This window comes from Plasticicumulans acidivorans, from assembly GCF_003182095.1.
Classification (GTDB): domain Bacteria; phylum Pseudomonadota; class Gammaproteobacteria; order Competibacterales; family Competibacteraceae; genus Plasticicumulans; species Plasticicumulans acidivorans.
In genome coordinates, this window is sequence record NZ_QGTJ01000002.1 from 508,484 (window position 1) to 528,150 (window position 19,667).

Sequence of the window (19,667 nt, forward strand, 5' to 3'; positions counted from 1 at the left end):
GCTTGGCTGGAATCATCGCTGGGTTGCTTCTAACACTTAATAGCGCACCCGCCATGAAACTTCGACATAGAATCGTCTTTGGGTGCATGGTTATCGCTGCAGTCGCCCTGAGTTTTATTAGCACGGCTGACGTAGTTTTTTCTCCACAGGGTCGAGAGATTGCCGGACCGAATGGTACGAGTATCTATGTGTACGAGCGCGCGTGCTTCCCTCCTGATAACAGGTCCGAGTGTGGTATCTACTCCAGTGATGCGAGGATCAGGTTAGGCAGCACTCCATTTACACGATCTGTTTACTCATGCCGTTGTTTCTTCGGAGAGCCGATCATCAGCGGCATAGTTGCGAAGATTCCGCTTGAGGAGAATCAAGATGATGGCCCAAGCCACATTGAGATTGATTTTTCTACTGGGGTACGAGTTGGGCTCTAACCACTGTTTCCAAGCCGATGTCCCAGCCTGCGGAGCTTTGTTTCTAGGTTCAGGTTGCGACTGAAGCTGGGGCTAGCGGGGAGGTAAAAAGCCTTTTTGTCCCTCTGAACGGTGCTCGGAGGAACAAAATTTTGAAAATAGCCGAATATTTGTGCAGAATGTTCTTAACTTTTTTGCAAAACGATAGATTTTTTATTTTTCTTCATTTCACTGATTACTCAGAATTTTTCTCCGCCCTGTTAGGTTTATCAATGAAGATCTTTGTGTCTGTCGTTATCTTATATTTATGTTTTTCCCATTTATCGTTTGGGGCTGTGCCTTGTCTGCACTACGCGGGTGAGCCAGTTACTTTGAGTGGACAGGTTACGTTGAAAATATTCTATGGGCCGCCTAACTATGGTGAGAACCCAGGTTCCGATTCTCGTGAAACACAAGCTATTTTAGTTTTGAGTAAGCCTATATGTGTTGGTGCAAATCCAATTACTTATGAAGAGGAAGAAAAAAATCAAAGAGAAGTAACGCTGGTGCCATCAAAAGCGATTGAATTAAGTATGTATGCTGGAAAGAAAGCAACACTCCAAGGCACACTGTTTCATGCACATACAGCTCACCATCACACAGCTGTTCTTATGCAAATAACTAATATTATGGCGTATTCAAAAAAATAATTATCGACAAATAAAGAGCAGTTTGCAGACAAACGATTTTTGTCAAAGCAACCCTGCATGTTGCTCGTGCGAGTTACCCTTGGCCTGACTCTCCGAAGGGATGCGGCAAGTAGTACCCGGTGAGTCGGCGCTTCGCGTTGCGGTATCGCGCTTGTGATGGCGCACTCCAGTGAGCAATGTCTGCGCCGTGCAACCGATATTGGCTGTGATGGCTTCGATGGCCCCAGCCATTAACATGCTCAATAAAAACAGTGAATGGCGCCGTGGGCGGACAGTTAAACACTGTTTTTGCGCGTAGATACCCGACGGCGGTGGGATTACGGCGATACGCCGTAAATTTCAGTTATCCGCAGAAGCAGCAGGTGGCACTGTACATGGAAGTATGTGTTTGTTTTGCCGTTGTCGTCTGACCGGATGCGCTGATTACCGTCGGACCGGGTGCGTGATAGCCGCCGCCGCTTATCCACAGGAATAATGCATGGTGCTGTGGATGAAATTTGGGGGCATTGGGTCAGAGCAGGACGGCAGCCACTTCGCAGCGATTGCGGCCCTGCTGTTTGGCTCGGTATAGAGCGACATCGGCGTGGGCGAGCAATGCGTCGATCGTGTCGGCGGAGCCGATGGTCAGCTGCTCGGTGCTCGCGATGCCGATGCTGACGGTATATCGCAAATCCAGACGTTCCATTTGCCGAGCGGCAACAGCGCAACGGATACGTTCGGCGATGATCAGTGCGGCGTCCGTGTCGGTATTGGCCAGCAGGATGACGAACTCCTCGCCGCCGAAGCGGGCGACCAGATCGATCTTGCGCAGGCAGGATTTCATCGTCCGCACGAAGTCGCAAAGGACTTCATCGCCGGTCGGATGTCCGTGTAGGTCGTTGATCTGCTTGAAGTGATCGAGGTCGAGCATCAGCAGCGCCAGGGGGTGATGATGGCGCTGGGTCAGTTCGTGATGTGCACGCAGAATGAAGCTGCGGCGATTGAGCAGGCCTGTCAGCGGATCGGTGGTGGCCAGCAGGTGCAGTTCTTCCTCCATGCGCGTGCGGTGCATCAGCACGAAGCCGAAGGAGGCACCGACCGTCGTCAAATAGCTGCCCAGAAACGCCAGTTGTTCGAGTGCGGTGCGAAATGCCAGCGGCGAGCCCAGCGGTTGTCTCATGAACAGTTCACCGGCGCGCAGCAGCAGGACGATGCCGAGCGAGGTAAACAGCACCAGTACGCCGCGGCGCAGCGAGCGGGCGCCGAAATCGGCCGTCCGCCAGAGCAGGAAGGCGCAACTCAGTGCCAGTGTGCCGTAGACGATGTCTGCACAGGCAACGCGCGAGACGCTGTCGCTGGGAAAGATGGCGGCGCATGGTAATGGTGCGAGGGACAGTACGATCAGCGTTCGGCGCCAGGGTCGCAGACCGGCAAAGCGACAAAGCGCCGTGCAACGCAATGTCCAGCCGCTCGCGAATAAGCTCAAAGCGATGCTGCCGAGCAGCAGATCGTCGGACAGGGTTTTACCGTTGATGTGGGCGATAGCCCAGCCAGCTCCCTGAGCCAGCAGTGAAAGCGTCCACGCACGCAGGCTTTTCGTCGAACGATGAGCTCCTGTCAGCATCAGCAGCATGGCGATCAGCACGCTGCTGATGGGCAGGATCACCATCATCGTTTTGATGTCGAACAGCATGCGCAGAAAGACCCGACAGCACGGAGGGCCGTGGCGGCGCGACGGCTGGGGATGCCACCGATCGCGCAGCGACTGCGGTCATGCTAACTCCTTGTTAATGTTGCGGCGGTGATCGCCATCACTGCGCCCGATCAAGACCTTGCGGGCGATGGCGATACCGTGCCGGTGCACTCAACGTTTGTACAGCGCAAGGCCTTTCAACAGATTGAGCGCTTCGTTCAAGGGATAGTCGGAGGCCGCGAGCGCCGGTTGCGCGGCCGGCGGGGTTTTGTCGGACGACGGTGCAGCGTCACCGTTCGGATTGTCGAGATGGCCGTTGAGGTCGGCTTCCTTGATGGTTTGCGTCGCCTCGACTTCGGCGATGCGTACGGCATCGAGTTTGACGTCCGGGGTGATGCCTTCAGCCTGGATCGAGCGGCCGCTGGGTGTGAAGTAGCGAGCCGTGGTCAGCTTGACGGCCGCGCCGTCGGGGAGCGGCATGATGGTCTGCACTGAGCCCTTGCCGAAGGTCTGCGTGCCCATGATCAGTGCACGGTGCTGGTCCTGCAGTGCGCCGGCGACGATTTCCGAGGCTGAGGCCGAGCCGCCGTTGACCAGGACGACGATCGGGGCGCCATTGATCAGGTCACCGGGCTGTGCGTTGAAGTTCTGCCGGCTTTCGCGCTGGCGACCCTCGGTGTAGACGATCAGGCCACCGTTGAGGAAGGTGTCGGCGACGTCCACGGCGCCGGTGAGTACGCCGCCGGGATTGTTGCGCAGATCGAGGACCAGGCCCTTCAGTTTGCCGCCGCTGGTTTGCTGCAGCTGGTCGAGTGCTTCACGCAGGTAACCGGCGGTGCGGGTCTGGAATTGCGTGATGCGCACGTAGCCGAAACCGGGGTCGAGCATGCGGTGCTTGACGCTCTTGACCTGGATGAGCTCGCGCTGCAGCGTGAAGTCGAGCGGTTTGTCCTCGCCGGCGCGCACGACACTGAGCTTGACCGTGGTGCCGGCATTGCCCCGCATCAGCTTGACGGCATCGCCCATCGATATGCCCTTGGTCGGCGTGTCGTCGATGCGGATGATCAGATCGCCGGATTTCAGCCCGGCCCGGGCGGCGGGGGTGTCGTCGATCGGCGAGATGATCTTGATGAAGCCGTCTTCCTGGCCGACCTCGATACCGAGGCCGCCGAATTCCCCGCTGGTACCGACCTGAATGTCGCGATAGGCCTCGCGATCGAGATAGGTCGAGTGCGGATCGAGGCCGGCGAGCATGCCGCGGACGGCGCTTTCCAGCAGCTTGCGGTCGTCGACCGGCTCGACGTAGTCCTGCTTGATGCGTTCCAGCACCTCGGTGAAGGTGCGCAGTTCATCGAGGGGCAGGCGTGGTGGCGGTTCGTCGGCGTGAACGGGGGAGAGGGCGGCACCGAGCAGGACGCCAGCGAGCAGGGACAGGCCCTGACGGCGAAATTTGGACTTCATGGAAACTCCGGGCGCTAGAGAGCGGGACTGGCAGTCCGACTGCGGAATTCTGGCGCGGTTCGCGCGCGGATGGCAGGGGAGGGGGCTCGGCGTCTGCAAAGACAAAGACCCGCACCCCGCCGCGGCCGCATCGCTGCAGGAGTTCCGCCTTCGGCATCGGCGGGACTCCGGCGTCGATTCCACCGCGACGGAGGGCGGGGCGTTCGGTCAGCCGAGTGGCTCGATGAGCGAATGCCCGCTCATCTGCGGCGGCTGGGTTTCGCCGAGCAGCTGCAGCAGCGTCGGCGCAACGTCGCACAGCGCTCCGTCGGCAGCGAGTTGGCTGCCGCTGCGCGCGGCGTGGGAGATGTAGAGGAACGGCACGACGTTAGTGGTGTGGGCGGTGTTCGCCTGGCCGCTATTGTCGTCCCACATGCTTTCGACGTTGCCATGGTCGGCGGTGACCAGCATTTCGCCGCCAACTTTGGCGAGTGCCGTATCCAGCCGGCCGAGGCAGGTGTCGATTGTCTCGACCGCCGCGACCGCCGCCTCGTAGATGCCGGTATGGCCGACCATGTCCGGGTTGGCGTAGTTGCAGACGATGAGGTCGTAGCGCTGGGATTCGATCGCCTCGACCAGCTTGTCGGTGACCTCGGGGGCGCTCATCTGCGGTTGCAGATCGTAGGTCGCGACCTTGGGGGAGGGGATCAGAATGCGGTCTTCGCCGGGGAAGGGCTGTTCGCGGCCGCCGTTGAAGAAGAACGTGACATGCGCGTACTTCTCGGTTTCAGCAATGCGCAGCTGGGTCTTGCCGTGGCTTGAGAGGTATTCGCCGAGGACGTTGGCAAGGTCTTCGGGAGCGTAGGCGACCGGTGCCGGGATGCTCTTCTGGTACTGGGTCAGACAGACGAAAGCCGCGAGCTCCGGCTTGCTTGCACGTTCGAAGCCAGTGAAATCGGCTTCGACGAAGGCTCGGCTCAGCTCGCGGGCGCGGTCGGCGCGGAAGTTCATGAAGATCACTGCGTCGCCATCGCTGATCTGCGCGGGATCGCCGATCACCGTCGGCTTGACGAATTCGTCGTTCTCACCGCGTTCGTAGGCGGCGGCCAGCCCGGCCCGGGCAGCGCTGGCGGCGTAGTCGGCCTTGCCGGCGGTCAGCAGATCGTAAGCGGCCTGCACGCGGTCCCAGCGATTGTCGCGATCCATCGCATAGTAACGGCCGACCAGCGAGGCGATGCGGGCAACGCCGGTGGCGGCACACACGGCATCCATGGCGGCGAGGGAGGCATCGGCACTGCGCGGTGGCGTGTCGCGGCCGTCGAGGAAGGCGTGCACGTAGACACGGCTGGCGCCGCGCTGCGCCGCCAGCTTGACCATCGCCTGCAGGTGTTCTTCGTGCGAGTGCACGCCACCCGGAGACAGCAGCCCCATGATGTGCACGGCGCCGTCGCGTGCCTTGGCGGCGTCGACGGCGGAACACAGGGTCGGGTTGGCGAAGAAGTCACCCTTCTCGATGGCAAGCGAGATGCGGGTCAGTTCCTGGTAGACGACGCGGCCGGCGCCGAGGTTCATGTGGCCCACTTCGGAGTTGCCCATCTGGTCGCCCGGCAGACCGACGTACAGCCCGGAGGTATGAATCAGGGTGTGCGGGTGTTCGTTCCACAGACGAGTCCAGTTGGGCGTGCGGGCACCGAGAATCGCGTTATGGGCCGGATTTTCGCTGTAGCCCCAGCCATCGAGGATCACGAGAACGACGGGTTTCGGCGGCTGCTCCATGAGTGCACTCTCTGCAGAAAGAAAAGTTCTGACAGGATAAAGACTTGATGTCAGCGTCGCCAGCATCGACCGGCCACGCGCGATTCCGTGGCCGGCAGCGTTACAATCGGCGCTTCCCGTCTGTCCAATCCGGAAGTCCGCATGGATCAGTTTCTCGCATTCGCCGCCAAGAACTGGCTGCTGTTCGCCGCATTCTTCGCGATCCTCGCGACCTTGATCACCACCGAGATACTGCGCCTGATGCGCGGTGTCCGCTCCATCGATCCGCAGCAGGCGGTGCGTCTGCTCAATGACGATGAGGCGACGATGGTCGATGTGCGTGATCCGGCCGAATTCCGCGCCGGCCATATCACCGATGCCCGCAACCTGCCGCTCAAGGAGTTCGACCGCCGCGTCAGCGAGCTGGATCGCTATCGTGAGCGCACCGTCATCGTCTGCTGCCAGTCCGGCGCGCGCTCGCAGAGCGTGGCCACCAAACTGAAGAAGGCGGGGTTTGCCAAGGTGGCCAACCTCAGCGGCGGCATGCAGAGCTGGACCTCGGCAAATCTGCCGGTCGTGCGCAAATGAGCACGACGACGCCTGAAATCGTCATGTATTCGTCGGCGTGGTGCCCGTACTGCCGCGCGGCGCGGGCGCTGCTGGATCGCAAGGGGGTGAGCTATACGGTGCTCGATGTCGATGCCGAGCCGGCGCTGTGGAGCGAGCTCGAAGAGCGTACCGGCCGCGACACCGTGCCGCAGATCTTCATCGGCACGCAGCATGTCGGCGGCTACGATGACATGGCGGCGCTGGATCGTGCGGGTGGCCTCGATCCGTTGTTGTTCCCGAAATCCACGCCCTGAGCGCCGCGACGGCATCCGCGTCACCTCCAGGATGCCTGATGGAGCCCTCCCGGCTGCGTTTTACCACTCACCCATACCACCAGAGTTTCTACGATGACCGAGCAAGCCAACGTTCCGCAGCAGCATTTCGATATCCAGAAGATCTACCTCAAGGATCTGTCCTTCGAAACGCCGCACAGCCCGATGATCTTTACCGAACAGTGGAGCGGCGAGAGTCAGCTGCAGCTGAACAACGAATCCACTCAGCTCGCCGAGAACATTCACGAGGTGGTGCTGACGCTGACGGTGACGACCAAGAACGGCGACAAGACCGCCTATCTGTGCGAAGTCAAGCAGGCGGGTATTTTCACCATCGCCGGCTTTGCACCGGAGCAGCTGGCGGCGATGCTCGGCGCCTACTGCCCGAACGTGCTGTTCCCGTTCGGTCGTGAAATGGTGTCCTCGCTGGTCCAGAAAGGCGGCTTTCCGCCGCTGATCCTGGCGCCGGTCAATTTCGACGCGCTGTACATGCAGCACCTGCAGGCGCAACAGGCCAAGGCTGCTGCGCAGCCTGAAGCTTGAGGCTGAGGCCGATGCGTGCCGGCGTGCTGGGGGCGGGATCCTGGGGGACGGCGCTCGCGCTGCTGCTGGCACGCAATGGCCATGAGGTTTGCCTGTGGGGGCACGATCCCGCGCACGTGGCGCGTTTGGCGCAGGCGCGCGAGAACGTGCAGTTCCTGCCGGGCGCGCGTTTCCCGCAGTCTCTGAAGCCGTGTGCCGAGCTGCGCGACGCGCTGGTCGACATGGATCTGGTGCTGGTGGTGGTGCCGAGCCATGCGTTCGACGCCACGCTGTTACGCTTGCGTGAGCACTTGACCGACGGTCAGGGCGTCGCCTGGGCAACCAAGGGATTGGAAGCCAGCAGCGGGCGGTTTCTGCACGATGTCGCGCGAGGGCTGCTCGGCGAGCGGCCGCTGGCTGTCGTCTCGGGGCCGAACTTTGCGCGTGAAGTCGCCCTTGGTCTGCCGACGGCGACGACAGTTGCCAGTCGGGACGATGCCTTTGCCCGCCGTGTCGCGCAGATGCTGCACGGGCCGGATTTCCGTGCCTACACCAGCACGGATATCACCGGCGTGGAGATTGGTGGCGCCGTCAAGAACGTGCTGGCCATTGCCTGCGGCGTGGCCGATGGGCTGGGCTTCGGCGCTAACGCCCGTGCGGCCCTGATCACACGCGGGCTGGCGGAGATGGTGCGGCTCGGGCTGGCCTGTGGTGGGCAGCGCGACACCTTCATGGGATTGGCCGGGGTCGGTGATCTGGTGCTGACCTGTACGGACGACCAGTCGCGCAACCGTCGCTTTGGCCTGGCGCTCGGTCGCGGCGATCAGGTCGAGACCGCGTTGCAGAACATTGGGCAGGTGGTCGAAGGGGTCCGGGCAGCGCGTGAGGTGACGCGGCTGGCGCGCGAGCACGGTATCGAGATGCCGATCTCGGAGCAGGTCGAACAACTGATCGACGGCAGCTGCGATCCGAGACGTGCCGTGGCGGCTTTGCTGGCGCGTGAACCGCGGGCCGAAGGTGTCTGAGCGCCGACGTCGGCAGCTGCTGCTTACTGATTGCCCGCTCAGCGTTTTATCCGGCACCTCGTTGGATGCGCGCATTAATATGCGTGGCTTGCGTCGCTGATGTGAGCCACGGAAGGGAGCAGCTGTCAGCGTGCCTTCGCCGGAGCGGGTTGTTGCGGCAGCGTGGGATCGTCGAAATGTCCCCGCCAGAGGCCGCGCCCGAGTTCGCGTGCATGATCCTGCTGGCTGGCATAGCGTGAGGATTCGTCGCGCCGCGCCAGAGCCCAGCCGGCGCTGACCAGCTCTTCTCCGATATCGCGGCCGTCGATATAGCAGGTGGCGGTGCCCGGCACGCTCTCGCGGACACAGACGGGCACCCCGCCGGCGACCAGGCTTTGCAGGAAGGCGCGGGCGTGCTGCCCGCAGGCATAGGCGATCGGTTGAGAGCCGCGCCATTCTTCGCAGCGCTGGTCGAGACGCGGCGAGATCGTCGCAAACAGGCGGACGCGCTCACCCTCGTAGATCAGTGTGCCGGTGGTGTCGTCAGGGCCGGGCGGTGCGGCCTGCACGCCGAGCGCGGGCAACATGCAAAGTGCAGCAAAAAAAATGTTGCGCATCGTCTTCTCCGTTACTTCCGTGCACTGACTGCCTGAGCGGTTTCGAGCAGGCGCTTGGCGAGGGCCTGGTAATCGCCATCGAAATGATGGCCGCCGTCGAGTTTCCAGGTGATGAGTGCGTCGTTTTTCGTTTCCGGCAGATCCGTGCATGCCGAGTCCTCGGCTTCATCACTGCCGTAGACGCAGAGGGTCGGAACGCGCAAGCGTTCGAGTTCAGGCGCGACGGGGAGGTCGGTGGCTGAAGCGCCGGCGCCGATCCAGTCGAGTGCATGAAATTCGAAACTGGCCTCACGGCTCGGCGCGAGCAAGACGCCGAGCGCGACGTGAGCGCGTTCTTCCGGCGGCAGGCGATTGAGGACGAACGGCAGTACCTCGGCGCCGAAGGAATAGCCGATCAGTAGGATATGCGAGCGTTGCCAGGTCGCCCGGTAATGGGCCAGGACGCGACTGATGTCCGCGGCTGTCTGTTCGGGGGTGCGTGCCTGCCAGAAATACTTCAGGGCATTGAAACCGACTGCGGGAATGCCCTGACTCTGCAGTGTCTCGCCGATTTCCCGGTCCAGTGCTGCCCAGCCGCCGTCACCGGTCAGGATTACGGCGAGCCAGTCACCGTTCTGCTCGACGGGCAGTTCGATCAGCGGCAGATCGGCCAGCCCTTCCGCGTGACTTTGGGTACCCAGCAAATCTCGCCAGGCGGATGCGAACACGGCCTGCCAGCGCGGAGGATTGTCGAAGCCGTGGCCGATACCCGGCACCTGCTGCAAACGCGCGCCGTCGACTGATTCGACATAGGTACGCAGCGTAGCCGGATCAGTGTAGGGATCGGCGGCGCCGTTCAGCGCGATCCAGTTGATGCGCCAGTCGGCGCTCGGTGCGAGTGTCCAGCCGCTCTTGCTTGGCGCCTTGCGCGCGACCTCGCCCTGATCCCCGGCGCAGAGCGGCTGGCGACTGCGCCACTGCGGGTCGAAGCCGAGAGTCAGTACGCCGCGAAACGTGTTGATGGTCGATTGTGCGGCGGCGGCCAGTGCGATAGTGGCGCCGTCACCGACGCCGACCAGCGAGGGTTGGCGAAACTCGTGAAGTTCGAGCAGGCGTTCGAGCTTCTGTGCGCCGGACTCGAAGTCCCAGCCGAAGAACAGGCAGTCGCTGCCTTCATCGGGCGTCACCGTATCGAGATAGCGTTCACCGTCGACCAGCAGCACCAGTACCCCGGTGGCCTGCAGCTGCCGGGCGACAGCCTGCTCGGCACCGCCGCCGGGGCCGGAGCGACCGGAGATCAACCAGCTCACTGCGGCTGGCGGCTGCTGTGCAGGGCGCAGGATGGTGATGACGCCGAGTCGATCCAGCGTCAGGGTTTCCTGTGCACTGGATATGGCACAGGCACTCAGGCCGAAAGCGAGCGGGGCGAAACAGCGTAGTACCTGCAGCCGCTTCATTTGCGCACCACACCACCGAGGCCACCGGCAATCAGTGTCGCCAGTGCCGCCAGGATGCGCGGCACCCGCAGGCCACCGGGGGTGGCGAGATAGCGTGGCTCCCATATCGGTCCGAATTTCTCTTTGTACTGGCGTACGCCACGGAAGTTGTAGAAGTGTTCGCCATAGCCGAACACCATCGCCCCGAAGCGGTTCCACAAGGGGGCGAGGGCGCGGGAGTGCAGACCGGCCAGCGGTGCCATGCCGAGGTTGAACCATTCGTAACCGTTGCTTTTGCCCCAGAGCAGCAGTTCGGTGAACAGGAAGTCCATCGTGCCGTTGGGGGCGGTGTGTACGAAGCGCATCAGGTCGACCGACAGTTCGCGCCGATCGGCTCCGCACCAGAGATTGGCGAAGGCGATGATTCCGTTACCGTGGGAGATCACCGCAATCGGATTGCCGCAGAGGTAGCGCTCCTCGAAACAACCGACGGAGAAACGCTTTTCTCGGGTTTGCTTGCTGGACAGCCATTCATCGGATACCGCACGTAGTTGCGGCAGCAGTGCCGGCACATCGGCGGGCTCGACGATGTGGAAGCTGTAACCGTCGCGCTGCAGGCGCGAGCGGGTGTTGCGCAGGGTCTTGCGGCTGGCGCCGTCGAGATTGAAACGGGCGAGCTCCACCCGGGCCTCTTCGCCGATCTTCAGCAGGCTGAGGCCGAGTTCGACGTAAATATCGAGCTGTTGCGGACTGACCTGATAGAACACCGTCCAGCCGGCGTGCTCATCGGCCAGCTCACGCAGCCGCCAGGCGAGCTCCCGGCATTCGGCAGGCGTGCCCAGTGGATCACCCATGGCGATCCAGGCACGGCCCTGTACGGTGTACATCAGAAAGCCGGTGCCGGTGGTGCTGTAGAGAATGGCTTTGTCGCCGACGCGCGCCAGATGGGCGTAGGTTTGCGGGCAGCTGGCGAGGCGGGCCGGCAGCTGAGCCAGCGTGGTGGCATCCGCTGCCGTGCGGGCAGGGGGGGCCGGTTGCAGCAGATGGCGGGTGGCTACCAGCATGGCACCGCCGCCGATCGCCAGCAGTGAGCGCAGGAACCGTGGTGCCTCGCCCTCGTCGTCAAAGGTGAATTGCCACCACAGGTCGCTGCTGTAATCGACCTCTTTAAAAGAGAAAAAGCCGAACCAGATCGCTGCCGCACAAACCATGGTGATCGCCAGCAGCCAGCCGGGAGAGAAGCGTTCGGCGAACAGCGAGGACTGGCGATAGAACTGGGCACGGCATGGCAGCAGGATCAGGGCAAGCAGGGCGAGCACAGACGCTTCTTCGTAATCGCCACCCTTGAGCAGTGCGGTGACACTGCCGCCCAGCAGCAGCAGAAAGGTGAACAGCCAGGCGGCATCGAGACGACGCTGCAGACCCTGCGCGAGCAGGATCAGCGCCATGGCAATGACAGCGCCGAGGAAGTGGGAGAGCTCAAGCAGCGACAGCGGGATGAAACGGGACATCCACTCAAGGCGGCCATCGGCGGCAGGGCTGACTGTCGACAGCAGCAGCAGGGCGCCACCGGCAAACGTCACCAGTGCCAGCGCCGAGGGCAGCAGGGCACTGACGACGGGTGAGAACGTGTCGCTCACCGTGCTCAGGCGTCGCCGCAAGGGCGCACTTTCGTAGACGGCGAGGGCGATGGCGGCCAGCAGCAAGGGCACGAAGTAATAGATCAGGCGGAAGGCGAGCAGCCCGCCGAGCAGATCGCTGGCGTCGAGCCAGGGTTCGAACATCAGCAGGACGACAGCCTCGAATACGCCCATGCCGCCCGGTACGTGTGAGATCAGGGCAGCGATCTGCGCACTGAGGAATACGGCGAGAAAATGCACGAAGCCGAGTTCTTCAGCCTTCGGCAGCAGCACATAGAGCACCGTGGCAGCAAGCAGCCAGTCCACCGAGCCGATCAGAATCTGGCGCAGGGCGAGGTGCATGCGCACGATGGGCAGTTCCCACATGCCGATGCGCAGCGGCTGGCGACGAAAATGCGCCAGGAGCAGGTAGACGATGACCGGCGTCAGCAGCAGCCAGCCAAGGGTGCGGCTGTGCTGGATCGGCAGATGGAGGAGGTCGGGCAGCTCCACGGGTTTGACGATGAGCACGCCGCTGGCGGTGACCAGCAGGCCGAGCCATAAGGTGATCGCGGAAAAAATCACCAGGCGGGCGATTTCCAGTGCGCTGAGCCCCCAGCCGGAATACAGCCGCAGTCGTACCGATGCTGAACTGAGCACCGACAGACCAATGGTGTTGCTGAAGGCATAGGAAAGGAAGGATGCAAACATGACCTTGCCGATCGGCAAAGGCTTGCGCAGATAACGCATCGCCAGCAGGTCATACATCGTGATGACGGCGTAGCTGGCGCAGGTCAGCAGCATGGCCGCACCGAGGTTCGACCAGGGCAGCTGATCAAGGTAGTCGATCATGTCGCCGTAGTTATATTCGGCGAGCTGCTGGTGTAGCACCCATAAGGCAAGGAGGAACAGGCCGAGGCCGGCGAGCGGGCCCAGTCGGTGCAGCAGTGGGGGTGTCATCGGACTCAGACGCGAGGAACGCACGGTCGTAGCGCTGCGCGAGTCTAGCGCCAATCGAGCTCAGGCGGAGCCGCTGTAACCTTGCTGGCGCCAGGCTTCGTAGACGGCGATTGCGACCGAGTTCGAGAGGTTCAGGCTGCGCACTTCGCGACGCATCGGGATGCGTACCCGCTGTTCGACTGGGATGGCGTCGAGCACGTCCGCGGGCAGGCCGCGGGTCTCCGGGCCGAACAGCAACGTGTCGCCAGGGGTATAGGTCACTTCCTGAAAATGATGCCGCGCATGGGTGGTGAAGGCGAATACGCGCTTTGAGCCGAGTGTCTGGAGGCAGGCTTCGAGGGATGCGTACTCGCGAACGCTTGCGTACTCGTGGTAATCGAGCCCGGCACGTCGCAGGCGCGCGTCGTCGAGCGTGAAACCAAGCGGATGAATGAGGTGCAGCGTGGCGCCGGTGTTGGCGCACAGGCGGATGATGTTGCCGGTGTTCGGCGGAATCTCTGGTTGAAACAGCACGACGTTGAACATGGTCGGAACAGTGGCATACCGCGAAAAAGAAGGGCACGAGCATAGTGCCGTGCCCTTGCGGATGCACCCGCCGCCACTCATTCGAGCAGGGGCGTTTTCAGCGGTTGCGCCGGCGGCGGAGCCCGATCGACAGGCCAGTCAGTGCAAAGACTCCGGCCATCAGGCTGACGCTGCTCGGCTCGGGGACAGGAACCGCCATGAGCATCAACTGACCACCCTCGACCAGAGCCGGGTCGGTGTTGGCGTAGTGAGCCTGTACGTCGAGCAGGAAGTAGCGATAGGCGGAAACGTCGTAGCCGTCGACGCCATCGAACAGGTAAGTCACATCGACGATGCCGGAGGACTCTTCGTCCTGCGTCAGGAAATCCACGCCGCCGATCAGGAAGCGGTCGGGATCATGCTGCGAGACCTCGGTCAGCGCGCGGGTCTCGGGATTGAACTTCCAGACCTTGCCGAGACGGTCGGCATTGCCGACGTCTTCCTGGATCATCACGTTGCCATCCGCATCGACGGTGATGTTGTCCATCATCTGCGGCTGGCCGGCCTGCAGGCCGTCGATCATCAATTCGATGACACCGCCGGCGGAAGGATCGTTCACGTCATTGAGCGTGATGCGCCACAAGCGGCTGGTACGTGAGGTGGGATCGGTGCTATCCAGACCGTCAGTGGTTACGAAGTAGGCGCGATCGGGATTCTGTGTATCCCAGCTGACGTCTTCGGGGCGCAGAAAGTTGGTGCCGGTACCGTCGTCGACGAGTTCGAAGCTGGCTTTGCCGGTGCTGTCGAGACCGAGGCCGGCATCAGCGGTGCGGGATTCCAGGGCAGCGCCGTTGACCTTGATGGCGTAAGCGTGGCCGTTGGTGAGGCCGGCTTTCTCCAGCTCGGTGCCACTGTCCTGCTTGTCACCGAAGTAGAGTGTGACGCGGCCCTTGGCGTTGACGGCATCTCCATTGGGATGGGTATCGTCAGTGCCGATGACAACAGTGCGGTCGTCAGCAAAAGGACGGGCAACGATATTCTCCCAAGAGGCATTGCCGATGCCGGTGAACTCGTAGGCATTGCCTTTTTCCGCGCCGGTCGCGGCAATGGCAAAAGCGCGACCCGTCGGGCCGTTTTCTTCGCCGTTCATGAAGAAGCGAGTAGTTGTGCCCTTGCCGCTCGATGCGTTGTAGAAGGCGTCGACGCTCGGCAGATCTGCCGAGCAGAAACGGCTCAGCGACACATTGGCAGTCAGCTGGTAGCCGGTGCCGTTGCCCAGGTAGACGTTCTGGATCAGATCGGAACCGCTGAGTACATGGAGGTCGCTTTTGCGCACGATCCATTCAGAGACGAAAGCTCCGTCGGCGCCGTGAGCGCGGACCGCGCCGCTGCCCGCACGCAGCTCATGGTTCATTAAAACGGTGAAGGTACCGTCTCCATTGTCGTAGGTGCCGAGGCCGTCGGGTATGCCGACCATGCGGTAGCCGTTGCCGGCAGCATCGCCGACGCTGAGCAGGGCGGTGATATCGGTGCCGGGGAGCACGGGGTCCTGGTAGGCGCTCTGTGAACTGGAGCCGAGGCTGCCGGCCGGGAAGGTGGTGGCAGATGCAGTGGTCGCGTAGCCGGCGGCGACGAGCGCCAGAATGATGGCGGTTTTGCGGAACATGGAACACCTTACGTAGTTCACGGATGGAGATGATCCGCGAGCAACCCGGCTATCCCTTGTTCGTCAGGACCCGTGGCTTTCCGGCCCGGCTTTGCAGTCGGTGTGGCGTGTCGGCGGAGTACGTGAATTTTCGTAAAGCTGTGTGACGATCGAGCTTATGAGTTCATTAAGGACATATTGCAAAAAAAACGACGTTCCACGTGGAACGTCGTTGGGTTCAGTCCGCAATTCTGGATAAGACGATGCTTACTCCATATGCAGTTCTTTGATCTTGCGTGTCAGCGTATTGCGCCCCCAGCCGAGCAGGCGAGCTGCATCCTGCCGGTGCCCGCCGGAGTGTTTCAGGGCCACATCGATCAGGATTCGTTCGAATTCAGGCAGGGCTGTATTCAGTATCTCGCTATCTCCGCGTGCAAGACTCGATGCAGCCCAGTCGGATAGCGCCGATCGCCAGTCACCAGCACCTTCGCTGTTGCTGCCCAGGGCTTGGGTTTGTGGCTGACGCAGTTCACCGGGCAGGTCTTCAAGATGAATCTCCCGGCCAGAGGCCATGACTGTCAGCCAGCGGCATAGATTTTCGAGCTGCCGCACGTTGCCCGGCCACTCAAGCTGCATCAGGAAATTCTCGACCTCCGGTCGCAGCGTTTTCGGTTCGACTTCCAGCTCGCGAGCGGCGGACTTGAGGAAGTGGTTCATCAGCAGGGGGATGTCTTCGCGGCGTTTACGCAGCGATGGCAGATGAATGCGGATGACATTCAGTCGATGGAATAAGTCTTCACGAAATGCGCCCTGACGGACACGGGCTTCGAGGTCCTGATGGGTTGCGGCAATAACCCGCACATCGACCTTGATGGGACTGTGTCCGCCAACGCGATAGAACTCGCCCTCGGCCAGCACGCGCAGCAGCCGAGTTTGCAGTTCGGAGGGCATGTCGCCGATCTCATCGAGGAACAGGGTTCCACCGTCGGCCTGTTCGAAGCGGCCCTGACGTGCCGCCTGAGCTCCGGTGAAGGAGCCCCGCTCGTGTCCGAACAACTCGGACTCCAGCAGATCGCGCGGAATGGCGGCCATGTTCAGTGCGATGAAGGGGCGTTCAGCGCGTGGGCTGTGTCGATGCAGCGCCCTGGCAACCAACTCCTTGCCGGTACCGCTTTCACCGTTGATGAGTACAGTGATATTGGAGCGCGACAGCCGACCGATGGCGCGGAAGACTTCCTGCATTGCAGGGGCTTCACCGATGATCTCGGGCATCGGGCCGCCGTTGTCGGTGCTGGCCGTCTGTTGCCGACGCAGGTCGCAGGCGCGACGCACCAAGGCTACGGCTTCATCGACGTCGAACGGCTTCGGCAGGTACTCGAAGGCGCCACCCTGATAGGCGGCAACGGCGCTGTCGAGGTCCGAATGCGCGGTCATGATGATGACGGGCAGATCCGGAACCTGTTCCCGGAGACGTGCCAGCAGTTCGAGTCCGTTGATGCCAGGCATGCGGATGTCAGCCACGATGGCATCGGGTGTGCTGCCACGCTCCAGAGCGGCCAGTGCGGCGTTGCCGCTGTCGAACACGGAGACCGCCATTGATTCGCGCTGCAGGGCTTTCTCCAGCACCCAGCGGATCGAGTGATCGTCGTCGATCACCCAGATATGTTCTTTTCTGGCCATCCAGTCTTACTCCAGCGGCAGCAGCAAGGTGAAGGTGGTTTCGCCGGGCTGACTCTGGCACTCGATCAAGCCGCCGTGCTGGCTGACCAGCCCCTGAGCGATCGAGAGTCCGAGGCCGGTACCTTCGGCCCTGCCGGTGATCATCGGATAAAAAATGCGTTCCTTGATTTCTGGGGGAATGCCGGGCCCGTTGTCGATGATGTCGAGTCGGGCGACCAGCTTGTGACGTTTGACGCCAATCGTGCACTGTCTGGCGACGCGGGTCCGCAACTGAATGGTGCCGCCGCCCGCGAGCGCCTGTGCTGCATTGCGCACGATATTGAGCAGCGCCTGCACGAGTTGGTCAAAATCACCTTTCAGCAACGGAATGCTTGGATCATAGTCGCGCACGATCTCGGTGCTGCCGAGTCCTTCTGCGACGACCAGGGAGCGCACCCGTTCAAGCACTTCATGCAGGTTGACGTCCTTGCGTGCGGCCGGATGGGTGGGACCAAGCATCCGATCCACTAGCCCGCGAAGACGATCGGCTTCATGGATGATGATGCGGGTGTATTCCTGCAGGCGATCATCCGGAAGTTCATGTTCGAGCAGTTGTGCCGCCCCGCGCAGACCTCCAAGTGGGTTTTTGATTTCATGCGCGAGATTGCGCACCAGCGTCTGGGTCGTGCTGTGCTGTGCGATGAGGTTCTCCTCGCGGGAGATCCGTAACTGGCGATCGACCTGTCGCAGTTCGACGAGCAACTCGATGACCTGCTCACCTTCAACGACCGGGGTGACGGTGCAGTCGACGGTGATCATATGTTCACCGGGAAGTATCAGCGTCAGTTCCCGTTCGGTGTATGGATGCGTGGTTGCGAGACAGCGGCGCATGCCGCTCTCCAGTGCTTCGGCTCCAATCGCCAGGTCGCGAAACGCTGCGCCGAGCGCCTGGCGAAACGACAGCGCAAATAACATTTCTGCTGCCGCATTCATGTAAACGGTGCGCAGCTGCCGGTCGAGCACGACGACGCCGGTGGTCAGGTTGTCCGTGACCCGACGCGGATAATCGGTTCTCACCACAGTAGCGATCTCCCTGTACATGAATTCGAAACAGCAAAAAGCGGTCCAACCCGGTGCATTCGCAGGTTCGATGCAGTGCGAGTCTTTGCATGAAAGAGTTGGAAGGCTCAGCTCTGGTGCGTGCCGATGCTTTGCACTGGTTTTGACGCATCATGATGGTGCTGCGCCTTTATGTGGTGCAAACCAGTGAATGACGTCCGCTCTTTCTGGCAAAGAAAAACCCCCGCCAAAGCGGGGGTTTCGATCAGGCACTTCCAGCGGATTACTCAGAGGCTGTAGTACAGCTCGAATTCCGCCGGGTGCGGGATCATGCGGACCTTCTGAACTTCCTGATTCTTCAGGCCGATATAGGCATCGATGAGGTCGTCGGTGAACACGCCGCCCTTGATCAGGAACTCACGGTCCTTATCCAGCTCGGAGAGTGCTTCATCAAGGCTGAAGCAGACCTGCGGGATCAGCTTTTCTTCCTCTGGAGGCAGATCGTACAGATCCTTGTCCATGGCATCGCCCGGATGGATCTTGTTCATGATGCCGTCGAGGCCGGCCATCATCATCGCCGCGAAGGCGAGATACGGGTTGGCGGTGGAGTCCGGGAAACGGACTTCGATGCGGCGACCTTTCGGGTTCGACACATACGGGATACGGATCGAGGCTGAACGGTTGCGCGCCGAATAGGCGAGCATGACCGGGGCTTCGAAGCCGGGGACCAGACGCTTGTAGCTGTTGGTCGACGGATTGGTGAAGGCATTCAGCGCCTTGGCATGCTTGATGATGCCGCCGATGTAGAACAGCGCGGTTTCCGACAGACCGCCGTACAGATCGCCGGAGAACAGATTCTTACCGTCCTTCGCCAGCGACTGATGGACGTGCATGCCATTGCCATTGTCACCGTGCAGCGGCTTCGGCATGAACGTCGCCGTCTTGCCATAGGTGTGGGCGACGTTCTGGATGATGTACTTCAGCGACTGGACTTCATCAGCCTTGCGCACCAGCGTATCGAAGCCAACGCCGATCTCACACTGACCAGCCGTGGCGACTTCGTGGTGGTGGACTTCGACGCGCTGGCCGATTTCGCTCAGGGCGAGGCACATGGCCGCACGGATGTCGTGCAGACTGTCGACCGGGGGAACCGGGAAATAGCCACCCTTGACGCCGGGACGATGGCCGATATTGCCGTCGGTGTACTGCTTGTTGGTGTTCCAGGCGGCTTCTTCGGAGTCGATCGTGTACGAGACGCGGCCCATTTCGGTGGAGTAGCGCACGTCGTCGAAAATGAAGAACTCGTTTTCCGGTCCGAAATACGCTGTGTCAGCGATGCCGGTGCTCTTCAGATAGGCTTCGGCACGACGCGCCACGGAACGCGGATCACGCTCGTAACCCTGCATCGTCGACGGTTCGATGACGTCACAGGTGATGTTCATGGTCGGTTCGTCGAAGAAGGGATCGACGAACGCAGAATCCGGGTCCGGCATCAGGATCATGTCGGACTCATTGATACCCTTCCAGCCGGAGATCGACGAACCATCGAACATTTTGCCGCTGTCGAATACGTCTGCGTCGACCGTGTGGGCGGGAACAGTGACGTGCTGCTCCTTGCCGCGGGTATCCGTAAAACGGAAGTCCACGAACTTGATACCTTCGTCTTCAATCTTCTTCAGAACGTCTGCAGCAGACATCTAATTTCCTCCGCAATGGGACGGACAATGAACAGACTCGGTGGAACACCGGGTTTTGCGACCGCATAGACACAGCATGGTCCATGCCATGCACAGTAAGCACCTATGTTGGTCATTCAATG

At 61.5% G+C, this 19,667-nt stretch carries 16 protein-coding genes and 1 riboswitch; of the genes, 5 read left to right on the forward strand and 11 right to left on the reverse strand.

The genetic code is table 11. The annotated features are described in order from the left end of the window. The first annotated feature begins 559 nt into the window (after positions 1–559). Entirely contained in the window at positions 560–1,096 is a 537-nt protein-coding gene (locus C7443_RS05000; RefSeq protein WP_146213233.1) for a DUF4431 domain-containing protein, read from the forward strand. A gap of 511 nt (positions 1,097–1,607) precedes the next feature. On the opposite strand, the gene C7443_RS05005 is transcribed toward C7443_RS05000, so the two are convergent. The 3 genes from C7443_RS05005 to gpmI all read right to left on the reverse strand — a co-directional run bounded on the left by C7443_RS05005 (position 1,608) and on the right by gpmI (position 5,984). Next, positions 1,608–2,768 (reverse strand): GGDEF domain-containing protein, encoded by a 1,161-nt coding sequence (locus tag C7443_RS05005; protein ID WP_110017452.1) that lies wholly within the window; start codon positions 2,766–2,768, stop codon positions 1,608–1,610. 171 nt (positions 2,769–2,939) lie between these two features. After that, on the reverse strand, positions 2,940–4,229 hold the full coding sequence (locus tag C7443_RS05010) for a S41 family peptidase (RefSeq protein WP_110017453.1): 1,290 nt from the start codon (positions 4,227–4,229) through the stop codon (positions 2,940–2,942). Positions 4,230–4,436: 207 nt separating this feature from the next. Next, complete coding sequence (gene gpmI / locus C7443_RS05015; protein WP_110017454.1) at positions 4,437–5,984, reverse strand: 2,3-bisphosphoglycerate-independent phosphoglycerate mutase; 1,548 nt, start codon at positions 5,982–5,984, stop codon at positions 4,437–4,439. Between the two features lie 141 nt (positions 5,985–6,125). On the opposite strand from gpmI, the gene C7443_RS05020 reads away from it, so the two are divergent. From C7443_RS05020 to C7443_RS05035, 4 genes are all read left to right on the forward strand, one after another. Next, positions 6,126–6,551, forward strand: a complete 426-nt coding sequence (locus tag C7443_RS05020) for a rhodanese-like domain-containing protein (RefSeq protein WP_110017455.1) — start codon at positions 6,126–6,128, stop codon at positions 6,549–6,551. Next, positions 6,548–6,826 (forward strand): glutaredoxin 3, encoded by a 279-nt coding sequence (gene grxC / locus C7443_RS05025; protein WP_110017456.1) that lies wholly within the window; start codon positions 6,548–6,550, stop codon positions 6,824–6,826. The genes C7443_RS05020 and grxC overlap by 4 nt, the downstream gene beginning before the upstream one ends. 93 nt (positions 6,827–6,919) lie before the next feature. Further along, a complete protein-coding gene (gene secB, locus C7443_RS05030; protein ID WP_110017457.1) occupies positions 6,920–7,387 on the forward strand; it encodes a protein-export chaperone SecB in 468 nt (155 codons plus the stop codon). Positions 7,388–7,398: 11 nt separating this feature from the next. After that, entirely contained in the window at positions 7,399–8,391 is a 993-nt protein-coding gene (locus tag C7443_RS05035) for an NAD(P)H-dependent glycerol-3-phosphate dehydrogenase (RefSeq protein WP_110017458.1), read from the forward strand. 125 nt (positions 8,392–8,516) lie between these two features. On the opposite strand, the gene C7443_RS05040 is transcribed toward C7443_RS05035, so the two are convergent. The 8 genes from C7443_RS05040 to glnA form a co-directional block, all read right to left on the reverse strand. Then, on the reverse strand, positions 8,517–8,987 hold the full coding sequence (locus C7443_RS05040; RefSeq protein ID WP_110017459.1) for a thermonuclease family protein: 471 nt from the start codon (positions 8,985–8,987) through the stop codon (positions 8,517–8,519). 11 nt (positions 8,988–8,998) lie between these two features. Continuing rightward, positions 8,999–10,423, reverse strand: a complete 1,425-nt coding sequence (locus C7443_RS05045; protein WP_170123497.1) for a virulence factor family protein — start codon at positions 10,421–10,423, stop codon at positions 8,999–9,001. Further along, positions 10,420–12,981: a bifunctional lysylphosphatidylglycerol flippase/synthetase MprF gene (gene mprF / locus C7443_RS05050; RefSeq protein WP_110017461.1), complete on the reverse strand. Its 2,562-nt coding sequence runs from the start codon at positions 12,979–12,981 to the stop codon at positions 10,420–10,422. Before mprF ends, C7443_RS05045 begins: the two co-directional genes overlap by 4 nt. A 60-nt stretch (positions 12,982–13,041) precedes the next feature. Further along, a complete protein-coding gene (gene trmL / locus C7443_RS05055; RefSeq protein WP_110017462.1) occupies positions 13,042–13,506 on the reverse strand; it encodes a tRNA (uridine(34)/cytosine(34)/5-carboxymethylaminomethyluridine(34)-2'-O)-methyltransferase TrmL in 465 nt (154 codons plus the stop codon). Positions 13,507–13,603: 97 nt separating this feature from the next. After that, complete coding sequence (locus C7443_RS05060; RefSeq protein ID WP_110017463.1) at positions 13,604–15,151, reverse strand: PEP-CTERM sorting domain-containing protein; 1,548 nt, start codon at positions 15,149–15,151, stop codon at positions 13,604–13,606. A 36-nt stretch (positions 15,152–15,187) separates the two neighbouring features. Continuing rightward, positions 15,188–15,268: riboswitch (cyclic di-GMP riboswitch) on the reverse strand. 129 nt (positions 15,269–15,397) lie between these two features. Continuing rightward, entirely contained in the window at positions 15,398–16,810 is a 1,413-nt protein-coding gene (gene ntrC / locus C7443_RS05065) for a nitrogen regulation protein NR(I) (protein WP_110017464.1), read from the reverse strand. A 6-nt stretch (positions 16,811–16,816) separates the two neighbouring features. Beyond that, positions 16,817–17,890, reverse strand: a complete 1,074-nt coding sequence (gene glnL, locus C7443_RS05070) for a nitrogen regulation protein NR(II) (RefSeq protein WP_110017465.1) — start codon at positions 17,888–17,890, stop codon at positions 16,817–16,819. Positions 17,891–18,135: 245 nt separating this feature from the next. Then, complete coding sequence (gene glnA, locus C7443_RS05075) at positions 18,136–19,545, reverse strand: glutamate--ammonia ligase (RefSeq protein WP_110017466.1); 1,410 nt, start codon at positions 19,543–19,545, stop codon at positions 18,136–18,138. Between the last annotated feature and the right edge of the window lie 122 nt (positions 19,546–19,667).

Excerpts from the sequence above, each read along its gene's own strand:
- glnL (WP_110017465.1), bottom strand. The coding sequence starts at position 17,890 with ATGTACAGGGAGATCGCTACTGTGGTGAGAACCGATTATCCGCGTCGG.
- C7443_RS05040 (WP_110017459.1), bottom strand. The coding sequence starts at position 8,987 with ATGCGCAACATTTTTTTTGCTGCACTTTGCATGTTGCCCGCGCTCGGC.
- C7443_RS05020 (WP_110017455.1), top strand. The coding sequence starts at position 6,126 with ATGGATCAGTTTCTCGCATTCGCCGCCAAGAACTGGCTGCTGTTCGCC.
- C7443_RS05035 (WP_110017458.1), top strand. The coding sequence starts at position 7,399 with ATGCGTGCCGGCGTGCTGGGGGCGGGATCCTGGGGGACGGCGCTCGCG.
- C7443_RS05010 (WP_110017453.1), bottom strand. The coding sequence starts at position 4,229 with ATGAAGTCCAAATTTCGCCGTCAGGGCCTGTCCCTGCTCGCTGGCGTC.
- C7443_RS05045 (WP_170123497.1), bottom strand. The coding sequence starts at position 10,423 with ATGAAGCGGCTGCAGGTACTACGCTGTTTCGCCCCGCTCGCTTTCGGC.
- trmL (WP_110017462.1), bottom strand. The coding sequence starts at position 13,506 with ATGTTCAACGTCGTGCTGTTTCAACCAGAGATTCCGCCGAACACCGGC.
- mprF (WP_110017461.1), bottom strand. The coding sequence starts at position 12,981 with ATGACACCCCCACTGCTGCACCGACTGGGCCCGCTCGCCGGCCTCGGC.
- C7443_RS05060 (WP_110017463.1), bottom strand. The coding sequence starts at position 15,151 with ATGTTCCGCAAAACCGCCATCATTCTGGCGCTCGTCGCCGCCGGCTAC.
- C7443_RS05005 (WP_110017452.1), bottom strand. The coding sequence starts at position 2,768 with ATGCTGTTCGACATCAAAACGATGATGGTGATCCTGCCCATCAGCAGC.
- glnA (WP_110017466.1), bottom strand. The coding sequence starts at position 19,545 with ATGTCTGCTGCAGACGTTCTGAAGAAGATTGAAGACGAAGGTATCAAG.
- secB (WP_110017457.1), top strand. The coding sequence starts at position 6,920 with ATGACCGAGCAAGCCAACGTTCCGCAGCAGCATTTCGATATCCAGAAG.
- grxC (WP_110017456.1), top strand. The coding sequence starts at position 6,548 with ATGAGCACGACGACGCCTGAAATCGTCATGTATTCGTCGGCGTGGTGC.
- ntrC (WP_110017464.1), bottom strand. The coding sequence starts at position 16,810 with ATGGCCAGAAAAGAACATATCTGGGTGATCGACGACGATCACTCGATC.
- gpmI (WP_110017454.1), bottom strand. The coding sequence starts at position 5,984 with ATGGAGCAGCCGCCGAAACCCGTCGTTCTCGTGATCCTCGATGGCTGG.